Raw genomic sequence first — 13,281 nt, forward strand, 5'->3', positions numbered from 1 at the left:
CAGGCTGCTCACTACCGCTTAATACGCATTGATTTATAATAAAAGGATCCTTCTTTGGACAGCATATCGACGAGTGTTTTATTTATAATACTCGGTATTCTAATTTTATGTTCTGCATACTTTTCTGGCTCTGAAACGGGCATAATGTCAATAAACAGAATTCGTCTGCGCCACCTCGCTAAAGAAAACCATCGCGCTGCCAAACGCGTTAATAAGCTCTTGAGCCGTCCTGACAGACTCATCGGCTTGATCCTAATTGGTAATAATCTGGTTAATATTGCTGCCGCTCAGGTTGCAACTATCATTGGTATCCGTTTGTACGGTGATTTAGGTATTGCTATTGCTACAGGTGTACTTACCCTTGTGGTACTTATTTTTGCCGAAGTTACGCCTAAAACCCTTGCTGCCCTTTACCCTGAAAAAGTTGCTTTTCCAAGTTCAGTGGTATTAAAAGGATTACTTAAAATTTTGTTCCCGTTTGTTGTCGTAGTTAACTGGATGACCAACGGTATGTTACGTTTATTTGGTATTAGTGCTGCGCAAATAGATGAGCACAGCATGAGTAAAGAAGAACTAAAATCTGTGCTAAACGAATCTGGCGCGCTTATTCCTGCTCGCCACCAAAGTATGTTGACTTCCATTTTAGATTTAGAACAAGTCACTGTTGAAGATATTATGATCCCGCGCAACGAAATAGTTGCGATTGATATCAACGATGACTGGAAACTAATAAGCAAACAACTCACCCATGCTCAGCATACCCGCGTACTTTTATATCGTGACCAAATAGACGACGCTGTAGGCTTTATACATTCACGTGATGCATTACGCCTGTTAACTAAAGAACAATTCGATAAACCGTCACTGTTGCGTGCTGTACGTGAGATATATTTTATCCCAGAAGGCACATCGCTTAATACTCAGTTGTTTAAGTTCCAGCAATCAAAAGAGCGGATTGGCTTAGTAGTTGATGAATATGGCGATATACAAGGTTTAGTAACACTTGAAGATATTCTTGAAGAAGTTGTTGGTGACTTTACAACAACCCAAACACGTACTCCAAGTGAAGAAGTAATGCCTCAGGAAGATGGCTCATTTTTAGTTGATGGTGGTGCCAATGTGCGCGATCTTAATAAAGAAATGGAGTGGGAATTTCCTTTGGATGGACCTAAAACACTAAGCGGCTTAATAATTGAATACCTAGAAGATATCCCTGATGCTAACTTAAGTTTACGTATCTCTGGCTACCCTATTGAAGTAGTTGAAGTAAAAGAAAATATGATCAAACTAGTACGTATTCAAACAAATAAGAGAAAAACCTAAAAAACCTTCGTGAGCAGCACTCGCTGCTCACTTTTATACTTACATTTCTGAATTTTCTGCTGTTATTTATCCTTTAAGTTATCAATACTAAGCTATTATCTAAACGCTTATGCATACTTAACGGAGAGTAAAATGGAAGATATTTCAATTGAAAGGATCTATAACCAAGCCATAGAGATGATTATGCTTTATGGACCCAAGTTTCTTCTGGCCATATTTGTCTTAATAATAGGTTGGTGGTTTATTGGCCGAGTTTCAACTATGACCGAAACTTCAATGAATCGTGTAAAACTGGAAGCCGGACTGACCCACTTTTTAGTGTCATTTATTTCCGTTATCTTAAAGGTGCTCTTACTGATCTCAGTGGCATCAATGATAGGCATAGAAACCACATCATTTATTGCCATGCTCGGTGCCGCAGGGTTAGCGATTGGTATGGCTTTGCAAGGCAGCCTCGCTAATTTTGCAGGTGGTGTACTTATTCTATTTTTTAAACCATTTAAAGTAGGCGACGTCATTGAAGCACAAGGCTACATGGGTAAAGTCACTGAAATTCAAATATTCGTCACGGTACTGCTTACATACGATAATGAGAAGATTATTATTCCAAATGGTACGCTGTCTAACGGCTGTGTTAAAAATAAGTTTTCAGAGCCAACACGCCGTATCGACATAGAATTTGGTATAAGCTATGACGATGACGTACTCAGAGCAAGAGAAGTATTAATGAGTGTGTTAAATGAGTACGACCTTGTGCTAAAAGACGATGCAAAGCAACCCGTTGTACATGTAAGCCAACACGGCGATAGCCACATTGGTATGCTAGTTTGGGCATGGGTTGACTCTGAGAACTATTGGCCTGTTTATTTTGGTTTATTCGAACGTGTTAAAATTGCTTTTGATAAGGAAAATATCACAATTCCTTTCCCACAACGCGATGTTCACATACATCAATTTCCTGGTAAATAATATCAGGTAGCACAAAAAAACCACCCATCTGAGGGTGGTTTTTTAAATTTTAATGCTCATTATACAGCGCCGTTAATAGGCCCATGCTCATGTTTAACATGCGGGTTTTGCCCACGTTGGCGCAGTAAGTGATCCATTAGCGTGATGGCCATCATGGCTTCTGCTATTGGGATTGCACGAATCCCAACGCAAGGGTCGTGACGACCTTTTGTGATCATCTCAACGGCTTCGTTTTCAGTGTTGATACTGTTGCCAGGTATTGTAATACTTGAGGTTGGTTTAAGCGCTATTGAGGCAATAATGTCTTGCCCAGTAGATATACCTGCCAAAACACCACCTGCGTGATTTGACGTGAAACCCTCAGGTGTTAGTTCATCACGGTGCTCAGAGCCTTTTTGCTCTACCACATCAAAGCCATCACCAATCTCAACGCCCTTAACGGCATTGATGCTCATGAGTGAATGTGCAAGCTCTGCATCAAGTCTATCAAAAACCGGCTCGCCTAAGCCTACAGGTACGTTTTTAGCGACTACTTTGACTTTAGCGCCTACTGAATCACCTTGTTTTTTAAGGTCACGCATATACTCGTCTAATGCTTCAATTTTACTGGCGTCAGGAAAGAAGAACAGGTTGTTTTCTACTTCATCCCAATCATAGTTCTCAGCTTTAATTGGACCAAGCTGACTTAAACATGCTCGCACTTCAATACCATGAAATTGCTTTAAGTATTTTTTGGCAATACTGCCAGCAGCCACACGAATTGCAGTCTCACGTGCTGATGAACGGCCGCCACCACGATAATCGCGCAGACCGTATTTGTGCCAATAAGTGTAATCACCGTGGCCAGGACGAAAGACGTCTTTAATTTTACCGTAATCTTTTGAACGCTGATCGGTATTTTCAATCAGTAAACCAATGCTAGTACCTGTGGTTTTACCTTCAAATACACCTGATAGAATTTTAATTTGATCATCTTCTCGGCGCTGCGTGGTATAACGACTTTGCCCCGGTTTACGACGGTCCAAATCTATTTGTAAATCGGCCTCTGTGATTTCAAGACCTGCGGGCGTACCATCCACAACGCCGCCTAACGCGACGCCATGGCTTTCACCAAAGGTGGACACTTTAAATAGTTGTCCTATGCTATTACCTGCCATTGCTTTCCTCATTCCTAATGACTACTGAGCACCGAGCCTAAGGCTCGGCTTTAAATTTTACCTGTTCAGTCAACAAAGTAATCAACCAATTGTTTTTTGCTGATAACAAATACACCTAGGCCGCCTTGTTCGAATTCAATCCATTCAAACGGTGCACCAGGATAAAGTGCATCCATGTGTACCATAGAGTTACCTACTTCGACAAATAACAAACCGTTATCGGTTAGATGTTCTGCTGCTTCACTTAAAATTGTACGAGTAACATCTAAGCCATCATGGCCTGATGCAAGGCCTAGTTCTGGCTCATGGTGAAATTCACGTGGTAAGTCAGCCATATCCTCGGCGTCAACATACGGTGGGTTAGCTACAATAAGATCGTATTTTTGCCCAGGAACACCACTAAATACATCTGATTGAATTGGTAATACACGGTCATTTAGCATGTAATCAGTAATATTGATATCTGCCACTTCAAGTGCTTCATACGAAATATCAACCGCATCGACTTGGGCAGTTTCAAACGCTTGTGCCAGTGCAATTGCAATACAACCAGAGCCAGTACATAAATCTAAGATTCGCCCTACTGATTCAGGCTCCTCTAACCATGGCGTAAAACGATTGTGAATTAGCTCTGCAAATGGCGAACGAGGGATCAATACACGCTCATCTACATAAAATGGCATGTTGGCAAACCATGCAATATTAGTTAAATAAGGAACGGGTGTGAAATCGTTAATTCGGTCTGAAATTAATCCTGCCAACCGATTTTTTTCAGTACTGGTTAACCTTGCATGCATCAATTCTTTTGGTGCATCAACAGGTAAGCTCAGCGCTGGAAGTAACAAGCTAACCGCTTCATCCCATGCATTATCAGTCCCGTGACCAAAGAAAATACCACTGCTGGCAAATTGGCTTGTTGTCCAACGTAACCAATCGTGCAATGTTGAAAGTTCTGCAACAGCTTCATCTAAGGTTGCTTCTTCTATTAGTAATTCGCTCATGTGTGTTATCTGCCTGCTTATACTTTCAAAATATGAACTCAATCGAGGCACAATTAAGGCCCCATGATTGCCCTATTGTAACGCTATTTACTCGATTTTTAGCATTTTTTTGTTTAGACTGCGGCAATGAAAAAAGATTCTCACTCAAACAGCCCAATTAGCACTGACGATATAGACTTATTTCGTCAAAGCATTTCTGGTGCGCGTGTTTTTAAACAAGACACTCACCGTTTTGCTAATAAACCTAAAGTGTCACAAGCGAAGCAATTTGCCCAGCAAAAAAAGCAACAACAGTCAGAATTTTTCTTCTCGGACGAATATGTTCCAGATATAGATACGAATGGTACGGTAAATTATGTACAAGATGGCCAAGACCGTTTTTTAGCTAAACAGTTGCGCCGTGGAGATTTTATCCCTGATTTAACCCTAGACTTGCACGGTCTAAATAAAGAAATTGCAAAAGATGAACTGGCAGCCTTAATTCATGAGTGCAAGAAAAAGCATTATTATTGCGCCTGTGTAGTTCATGGCATTGGTGGGCATATACTTAGACACAAAGTACCACAGTATTTAGTTCAGCACCCTGATGTGATTGCAATGCACCAAGCACCACTTGAGTACGGTGGTAAAGGCGCGGTATTAATACTAATTAATCTACCACAAAGCGATGAGTTCAGGCGTTAACCCTTGGTAAACATTTGCTGTTAAAGGCCAAAAGAAAGTGCATATTTTTTCGATTATTTTTCCATTGGTCTTTATTGTTTTATGTGGTTACCTATCAAGCCGAAGTGCGTTTTTATCACAACTGCATGTCGCTGGGCTTAGTAAATTTACGTTTTATATCAGTGTCCCAGCATTTTTATTTCTCAACATGTCGAATGCTAATTTGCAGGGCAGCGTCAGTTTAGGTGGGTTTCTAAGTTTTTACCTACCCGTTTTATTCACCTTTTCATTTGCCTTATCGATTGACCGTTTTTACTTATCTAGAAATAAAAGCTATGAGCGCCATAGTGTGTTTGCTTTAGGCAGTAGTTACTCAAATACGGTGTTGGTTGGCTTACCTATTATAATTGCCGCACTTGGTGAGCAAATGATGGGGATTGTGTTTATGATAATTACCTTTCACAGCGCGTTACTTTTCACATTAACATTTTTAATTAGCGCTAAAGGCAATAATAAGGTGTTTTCATGGCCCCAATTTGGTAAAAACATGTTATTGAACCCGGTCGTATTAAGTATCAGTTGTGGAATCGCGGTGAACTTAAGTGGCCTCTCTTTATTTGCCGATCTTAAATCTGGGCTATCATTACTGGGACAACCCGCCCTGCCGTGTGCATTATTTGTACTGGGGGCAAACTTAGCTTTTTATAAAGTCTCAGATAATTGGCAAGCTGCGTTAGTAGCCACCTTAATAAAGCTATTTTTATTGCCCTGTTTAGTACTTTTAATGGGTTATTATGTATTTGAGCTCGATACACAATTATTAAACGTACTGGTTTTATTGAGTGCATCGCCTTTGGGTGTAAACGCGTACCTCATCGCCTGCCAAATCAAACAACATCAAGCAACACTTGCCAGCACGGTCGTTCTATCAACCGTTTTAAGTGTGATAAGTTTTACTTTTTGGCTTTCAGTGTTGTTGTAACTTCACAATCCACCACTTACATCAATAAATCCGCCTGTTGTAAATGAAGCTTGCGCTGAGGCTAAAAAATAAATTGCAGCGGCAACTTCTTCAGGGTTACCACCTCTGCCCAATGGCAAATTATGTTTTAAACGTTCTACACGTTCAGTCTCACCACCATCACGATGCATATCAGTATAAATAAGTCCGGGTCGCACGCCATTCACACGAATATTTTGCTTCGCAACCTCTTTAGCAAGGCCAATCGTTAAAGTATCCATGGCTCCTTTTGATGCTGCATAATCAATGTATTCATTTGGAGAGCCAGTGCGTGATGCAGCTGATGAAACATTAACAATACTGCCGCCTGCTTTCATGCGCTTAATCGCCTCGCGAGAGCATAAAAAAGCACTGGTTACGTTTGTGCTTAATACTTCGTTAATTCGTGCAGCATCCATATCAAGCAAGCACATTTGAGGCTTTAAAATACCCGCGTTATTGATAAGAATATCTACTTTACCAAATAGCTCATCTATCTTATAAAACATAGCAACTACGTCAGTCTCACTAGATACATCAGCTTGCAGCATTGCAACCTTAACCCCAAGGCTCTGAACTTGCTGCGCTACTAGTTTAGCTTGTTCATCATTTGTTTTATAATTTAGGCAAATATCGTAGCCGTGGCGAGCGAAATAAATTGCGGTCGCAGCCCCTATCCCTCGGCTGGCGCCGGTTATTAATACGACTGGATTTGCACTCATTGTCTATCCTGAAGCTTTGTGGAGTTAAATTTATTAGTGGATCTGGATAAGCGACTTATTGGAGAATATATATCGAACAAGCTGCTATAGGCTATTATTTTACAGCTGCGACGACTGACACTTCTACTAACAATGCATCGCGAGCCATTTTAGCTTCAACACACGCGCGTGCTGGCGCATGCCCTTCGGGTACCCATGCATCCCATACAGCATTCATATCAGCAAAGTAATCCATGCTTTTTACATAAATTGTCGCACTAAGCATATGCTCTTTAGAGCTTCCAGCCTCGTCTAGTAACGCTTCTACTTTATTCAGCATTGTTTGTGTTTGCTCTTTAATACCTTGTTCGGCATCTGCGCAAACTTGTCCGCATAAGTATACTGTGCCGTTATGTTTAACAATGCGGCTCATACGCGCACCGGTTTGAAGACGTTCAATAGTCATTATTAATCTCTACTTTTATTTAGCAAAATAGGTCCGATAGGCCATTTTTTAAATTGAATTTATTAATACATTTTTAGGCTGAAGTATTCACCTAAATAACGACGTTAGCTGGTGCGTTAATACTAAGGTAGTGGCTTTTTTGCGTCATGTCATTATAGCTAATTACAGCAACCCCACCGGTGTTAAAAATTGGCATATTGCCAGGGCTTAGCTGATCGACTAAATAACTCACTATAGGCATGTGGGCCACAATCAACCAAGTATCACACTCAGGGTGCATAGCAATTAATGTTTCGAGGTAATCTGCGGCAATTTGAGGATTTCCATCGGGGGTGATGTCGCTGCATGTTTCTTCAAACGTAAACACATTGTTCTTTTTAACACCTTGCGCAGTTTGTTGAGCACGAACATAAGGGCTAACTAACAAAGCCGTTGGTTTATGAGTTGCGTGCAGCCATATTCCCATTTTTTCGGCTTGTTGCTGGCCAACTAACGTCAGGTTTCTGCTTGTGTCGTCAGCTTGCATCGGTGTAGCTTCGCCGTGGCGCATTATTAGAATTGTTTTCATAAAAAATCAACCGATTAAAGAATATAAAACAGTAGCCAGTTTGCCAATTTGTCCGCTATATTAAAACAAAGTAACATCTATCTCGCTTGATATTCAGAATTAAAAGCATTGTAAAAATCTCTGAAGATATCACATATTGAAAATAGGTAAACGCGACGTTTTAGGAGCATCATTTGAATATCAGCCGCAATGATAACAGAACATACCACGCCCTAACACTGGACAATGGTCTAAAAGTATTGTTGGTGCAAGATAAAGATTCAACGAAGGCTGCTGCTTCCATGGCTATCAATGCTGGTCATTTCGATGATCCACTTGATAGACAAGGCCTTGCCCACTTTTTAGAGCACATGCTTTTTTTGGGTACTGACCAATATCCAGAATCCAATAGTTTTAGTAATTTTGTTTCTCAAGCAGGCGGTAATACCAATGCATGGACTGGAACTGAACATACCTGCTATTTCTTTGATATAAACAACCAAAAATTTGAACATGCGCTTAAACAGTTTAGCCGTTTTTTCATTGCGCCTTTATTAAGTCCCACTGAAACAGAAAAAGAGCGCAACGCGATAGATGCGGAGTTTAAATTAAAAATAAAAGATGATAGCCGTCGGATTTACCAAGCCCACAAAGAAACGGTCAACCCTGATCATCCATTCGCTAAATTTTCTGTTGGTAGCCAACAAACATTAGCTGATCGTGAAACATGTATTAGCGATGAATTACGTCAGTTTTTTAATAGCTATTATCAAGCACAATGGATGAGCTTAGTGCTTTGCTCCGATGCCGATATCACCACTATGGAGCGTTGGGTTACTGACTTATTTTGCGATATAAAAGGCACTGGCAAAGAAAAGCCAGCTATTGAAGCTGACCTCTATCGTCAACAAGATCTTTGTAAAGTACTGCACATTGAGCCACATAAGCATATGCAAAAGTTGATTGTGAGTTTTGCTATGCCGAACATAGACGCGTTTTATCGCCATAAAACAGTGAGTTTTATTGCCCACTTACTTGGCTATGAAGGGGAAGGGTCGCTGTACTCTATTTTAAAAGAACAAGGTTGGATAAATGCCTTATCTGCCGGTGGCGGCATTAATGGCAGCAACTTTAAAGACTTTAATATCAGTATGGCCCTGACCGATGAGGGCATTGAATATTATGAAGACATTGTTGAAATGGTCTTCGAATATATTTGTCTCATCAATCAAAATACTGACAAACTTCCTCGACTTTATCAGGACAAGAAAAATTTACTCAGCATTGCATTTGATAATCAAGAAAAAGCGCGTTTAATAGATTGGGTTAGTAACTTAAGTATTAATATGCAGCACTACGATGAAGCTAATTACGTGCAAGGTGATTATTTGATGGAGGGGTTCAACCAGCATGCGCATGATATGGCTATGCAATGGCTCACCCCGCGTAATATGCGTTTAGTGCTGATTCACCCTGATGTAGAGCCTGAGCATAAAACAAAGTGGTACCATACGCCCTATCGTGTTGAAGCGCTCTCGAACTCTTGGCTTGATGCACTGACTGAAATAAATACGCCTCTACCACAGATGCTATTGCCCACAGCAAATCCGTATTTAACAAAAGACGTAACCTTACTCGATGTTGAGCACCCTAAAACCCAACCCACTTTATTGGTCAAAGAGCCAGGGTTTGATTTTTGGTTTAAGCAAGACAATACATTTCGGGTTGCCAAAGGTCATTTTTACTTAGCCATGGACTCTCATTTTGCAGTAAAAGATATTAAGCACATGGCACTTACACGCTTATTTGCTGACTTATTTATGGATAGCGTCGCTGAACAATTTTACCCCGCAGAATTAGCAGGACTGAGTTATCACTTGACGTCACATCAAGGTGGTTTAACCCTCCATACCGCTGGTTTATCCTCAAGCCAACTCGCCTTAGTAGATGAATTGCTAAACGCATTATTTAATGTTGATATATGCGCTAAGCGCTTTGCTGAGTATAAAAAACAGTTAGTGAGACATTGGCGTAATAGCAATCACAATAAACCTGTGGGTGAGCTCTTTAGTGTTCTTGGGGCTAAAATTATGCCGTGGAATCCGCAGCCAGACAAGCTTGCCAATGCACTAAAAGATACCAGCTTTCATCAATTCAACTGCTTTAGAAAAGAGTTTTTTAATGCGCTACATGTAGAATCATTTTTACACGGGAACTGGCAAGAAAATGATGCAATTGAGTTCCAAAAAGAAGTTGCTAACCACCTTGCTAAATCAGCAACTATTGAAGATTTAACCCGCCCATTATACTTACTAGATAAAGTGACTCGTATAGAGCTTGAACTAAACTGCAACGACAACGCAATGGTCATTTATTATCAAGCAATGAGTGATGATGTAGATGAAAAAATAAAAATGATGGCACTTAATCACCTTATCAATCAAGATTACTTCAATGAGCTACGTACGAAACAGCAGTTAGGCTATCTCGTTGGTGCAGGGTACGCCCCTTTTAATACACGTGCAGGCATTGCATTTTATGTGCAATCGCCAGAGTATTGCCCATATACTCTGCTTGAGCGCCACAAAGAATTTATAACTCGTGCTGTTGAAAGTCTAAACCAGCTGGACGAAGAGCAGTGGCAGCTTCAGAAACACGGCCTCAAAACACATATTGCTGAAAAAGACAAAAATCTACGGCTTCGTTCACAACGCTTATGGTTGGCCATTGGCAATCAAGATCATACATTTAATATGCAGAAAAAACTGCTAAGCGCACTGGAAGCACTCACAATAGATGAAATTAAAGCGTATACCCGCGAAACCTTTAACGATGATCGCGCAAGATATGAACTACTCAGTCATCCTAAGGCCAAGGAACTTGTAAAAGATTCAGTTTCCTCGCATTCCCTTTGACACAACCAAGGCGTTCAATTAGATTATCAGGTGCAAATAAAAGAAGTGCATAATGATAATAAAAATAACGCTCAAACTAACATTACTTGTAAGCCTTGCTTTAAGCTTTAGTGCTCTAGCTAATAACGATCAAATGTTTGATCAAAAAACCTTACAACTATACATACCCAGTGCATTTGTTGCACTGGTTTTACCGTACCTGTTATTTACCATACACAGACTACGCCGCTCACGTAAACAATTGCGACTTTCTGAACACCGCTTAAAAAGTACTGTTGAAGGCAGTGGTGATACGCTTTGGGATTGGAACGTCAAAACGGGAGAAATGCTGCGTATAAACGACAAATATATGATGAACAGTGACACTCAAAAAAGTTTCCCCCCCAATAAATCACTCATCCACCCAAATGACTTACCCAGTGTAGAGCTACTTTTAAAGCAACATTTTGCTGAACAAAGCGCCTTTTTTGAAGCCAGCTATCGCATAAAAGATAGCTTTGATCGATGGCGTTGGGTTCTCGACCGCGGAAAAATAATTGAAAAGGACGCCAACTTAAAACCCTTAAGAATGACGGGAACAGTTCGCGATATTACTCGCTTAAAGTCCACAGAAGCTCGCCTTAATTTATTCGCAAAATGTGTAGAATCACTCACTGATGCGCTAGCAATTTATGATAGAAATTTTAATCTTGTAGATCTAAACCCCAGCTTTTTAAGCCAATTTGGCGGCACTCGAGAGCATTACTTGAATAAATCATTTTCTCTTGTGGGCTATGAAGATAGCTATATAGAAGAAATAAAAGATACAGTAAGACGCACTGAGCACTGGCAACAAGAAGTAAAATTACGTAACAGTGAGCGCAAAATGCTACCATTTGAAATTTCTATTGACGAAATTAAAAATGAGTACAACCAAGTTTGCAACTACGTTGTTGTGTATTCTGATTTAACAGAGCGCAAAAAAGCTGAGTCTCAACTACATAACTTATCAAATAGAGACCGAACAACCGGCTTGCCCAATCGAAACTTGTTCTTTACAGACCTTAAAAAGTTAGCTAAAAAAGATGACCATCATGCTTTACTGGTCTTTGACTTAGACAACTTTAAGAAAATAAATGATTCATTAGGGCACCAATTAGGTGACAGTCTGCTCGCCAAGCTAGCCATGCGATTAAATAAACTCACTCGAGAAAAAGATGTATTTTACCGGTTAGGTGGTGATGAGTTTGCATTAGTGATGTCAGGAACTAACGATATTCACACTATCACACGTATGGCTAAACAATTTTTAGCAGCCATTGCGACCCCTTTTAAAATGGCAGGACACGAATTAGTTATCACATCAAGCTTAGGCATTGTGCTTTACCCTGAGGATGGCAATACCCCTGAACTACTCCTCAAAAATGCTGATACCGCGATGTATCATGCTAAAAAGAAAGGCAATAGCTACTTATTCTTTAATGACACCATGAATCGCCAAGCTGTAAAACGCTTACAAATCGAAAACCTAATGCGTTTTGGTTTAAAAGAAGATCACTTTGAAGTGTATTACCAACCTAAAATGAATATTCGCACCGGTAAATTTACCGGTATGGAAGCACTCGTTCGTTTTATTACACCTAAAAAAGGTATTATTAGTCCAGGGGTATTCATCCCAATAGCAGAAGAAACTGGGCAAATAATTGAAATTGGTGAAGTTGTACTTAACAAAGCCTGTAGAGATGTAAAGGAGTGGCTCGATGCTGGCTTATTTAATGGCCGAGTAGCAGTTAATCTCTCTGCAAAACAGTTTAGCTTACCTGATTTAACCACACGTATTGATATCATTTTGCAAAAAAATGAGCTTCCTTCGTACTTCTTAGAACTGGAAATAACGGAAGGTACGGTAATGGATGACCCACAAGATGCCATATCGATTATGCGCTCACTCAGCGCCCGTGGCATTCATTTAGCTATGGATGACTTTGGTACTGGGTATTCATCACTGGCGTACTTAAAGCAATTCCCTCTTAACACGTTAAAAGTAGATAAAGCGTTTATTGATGATATGGAAACAGAGCGTGGTCGCAATATGGTTGATTCAATTGTCACAATCGCTCACAACCTTGATTTGCATGTTGTTGCTGAAGGGGTAGAACAAGCCAAACAAATAACGATTTTAGAGCAGCTTAATTGCGAAACTATGCAAGGGTATTATTACTCAAAACCATTATCAAAAACTGAATTTACTGAGTTTTTGAAAAAGCAGTACAGCAACTCACAACCGAGTTTGATTCACCAAGCTTAAGGGCGCCATACGCACGCATTAGCGCCAATAGTGCGAAGCAAGGCCCTACGATAGTGAACGTTAAACAAATACCATGCTAGGGGCCCTAGTAACCCAGCCAGTACAACCCAACGTTTAACAGGCATGCCCTTTTTATTCACATCTAAATACATAATGGCGATAAACACGATGCTGATCACAATATACAAAGCAGGCCTCTTGCTGGCGGTCAATAAATAAGCGCGTAGTTTACCCAATCCCTTGGCTGATTAA

11 protein-coding genes are annotated in these 13,281 nt (G+C 40.3%); 6 read left to right on the forward strand and 5 right to left on the reverse strand.

Annotated features, from left to right (window positions below; genetic code table 11):
* Positions 1–54: 54 nt before the first annotated feature.
* Positions 55–1,323: an HlyC/CorC family transporter gene (locus ACFI4Z_RS07875; RefSeq protein ID WP_462670101.1), complete on the forward strand. Its 1,269-nt coding sequence runs from the start codon at positions 55–57 to the stop codon at positions 1,321–1,323.
* A gap of 132 nt (positions 1,324–1,455) precedes the next feature.
* Positions 1,456–2,292, forward strand: coding sequence for a mechanosensitive ion channel family protein (locus ACFI4Z_RS07880; RefSeq protein ID WP_462670102.1), 837 nt, complete (start codon positions 1,456–1,458; stop codon positions 2,290–2,292).
* Positions 2,293–2,351: 59 nt separating this feature from the next.
* Here ACFI4Z_RS07880 and aroC read toward each other — a convergent pair whose 3' ends face one another.
* Both aroC and prmB read right to left on the reverse strand, forming a co-directional pair.
* Entirely contained in the window at positions 2,352–3,449 is a 1,098-nt protein-coding gene (gene aroC, locus ACFI4Z_RS07885; protein ID WP_462670103.1) for a chorismate synthase, read from the reverse strand.
* Between the two features lie 65 nt (positions 3,450–3,514).
* A complete protein-coding gene (gene prmB, locus ACFI4Z_RS07890; protein ID WP_462670104.1) occupies positions 3,515–4,450 on the reverse strand; it encodes a 50S ribosomal protein L3 N(5)-glutamine methyltransferase in 936 nt (311 codons plus the stop codon).
* A gap of 126 nt (positions 4,451–4,576) precedes the next feature.
* Here prmB and smrB point away from each other — a divergent pair, with 126 nt between their 5' ends.
* On the forward strand, positions 4,577–5,134 hold the full coding sequence (smrB, locus tag ACFI4Z_RS07895; RefSeq protein ID WP_394193095.1) for an endonuclease SmrB: 558 nt from the start codon (positions 4,577–4,579) through the stop codon (positions 5,132–5,134).
* A 37-nt stretch (positions 5,135–5,171) separates the two neighbouring features.
* Positions 5,172–6,095: an AEC family transporter gene (locus ACFI4Z_RS07900; protein ID WP_462670105.1), complete on the forward strand. Its 924-nt coding sequence runs from the start codon at positions 5,172–5,174 to the stop codon at positions 6,093–6,095.
* Between the two features lie 2 nt (positions 6,096–6,097).
* Here the strand turns inward: ACFI4Z_RS07900 and ACFI4Z_RS07905 are convergent, their stop codons facing one another.
* From ACFI4Z_RS07905 to sixA, 3 genes are all read right to left on the reverse strand, one after another.
* The gene (locus ACFI4Z_RS07905; protein ID WP_462670106.1) at positions 6,098–6,835 is read right to left on the reverse strand and encodes an SDR family oxidoreductase; all 738 of its coding nucleotides are present in this window, start codon (positions 6,833–6,835) and stop codon (positions 6,098–6,100) included.
* A gap of 94 nt (positions 6,836–6,929) precedes the next feature.
* Entirely contained in the window at positions 6,930–7,280 is a 351-nt protein-coding gene (locus tag ACFI4Z_RS07910; protein WP_462670107.1) for a RidA family protein, read from the reverse strand.
* 91 nt (positions 7,281–7,371) lie between these two features.
* Complete coding sequence (gene sixA / locus ACFI4Z_RS07915; protein ID WP_462670108.1) at positions 7,372–7,848, reverse strand: phosphohistidine phosphatase SixA; 477 nt, start codon at positions 7,846–7,848, stop codon at positions 7,372–7,374.
* Positions 7,849–8,021: 173 nt separating this feature from the next.
* Here sixA and ACFI4Z_RS07920 point away from each other — a divergent pair, with 173 nt between their 5' ends.
* The gene (locus tag ACFI4Z_RS07920) at positions 8,022–10,742 is read left to right on the forward strand and encodes an insulinase family protein (RefSeq protein ID WP_462670109.1); all 2,721 of its coding nucleotides are present in this window, start codon (positions 8,022–8,024) and stop codon (positions 10,740–10,742) included.
* Between the two features lie 52 nt (positions 10,743–10,794).
* Positions 10,795–13,029 (forward strand): putative bifunctional diguanylate cyclase/phosphodiesterase, encoded by a 2,235-nt coding sequence (locus ACFI4Z_RS07925; RefSeq protein ID WP_462670110.1) that lies wholly within the window; start codon positions 10,795–10,797, stop codon positions 13,027–13,029.
* Positions 13,030–13,281 lie beyond the last annotated feature (252 nt).

The organism is Pseudoalteromonas sp. RWi3 (assembly GCF_054960735.1).

Coding starts and splice junctions, on each gene's coding strand:
- ACFI4Z_RS07880 (WP_462670102.1), top strand. CDS start 1,456: ATGGAAGATATTTCAATTGAAAGGATCTATAACCAAGCCATAGAGATG.
- aroC (WP_462670103.1), bottom strand. CDS start 3,449: ATGGCAGGTAATAGCATAGGACAACTATTTAAAGTGTCCACCTTTGGT.
- prmB (WP_462670104.1), bottom strand. CDS start 4,450: ATGAGCGAATTACTAATAGAAGAAGCAACCTTAGATGAAGCTGTTGCA.
- smrB (WP_394193095.1), top strand. CDS start 4,577: ATGAAAAAAGATTCTCACTCAAACAGCCCAATTAGCACTGACGATATA.
- ACFI4Z_RS07905 (WP_462670106.1), bottom strand. CDS start 6,835: ATGAGTGCAAATCCAGTCGTATTAATAACCGGCGCCAGCCGAGGGATA.
- ACFI4Z_RS07910 (WP_462670107.1), bottom strand. CDS start 7,280: ATGACTATTGAACGTCTTCAAACCGGTGCGCGTATGAGCCGCATTGTT.
- sixA (WP_462670108.1), bottom strand. CDS start 7,848: ATGAAAACAATTCTAATAATGCGCCACGGCGAAGCTACACCGATGCAA.
- ACFI4Z_RS07925 (WP_462670110.1), top strand. CDS start 10,795: ATGATAATAAAAATAACGCTCAAACTAACATTACTTGTAAGCCTTGCT.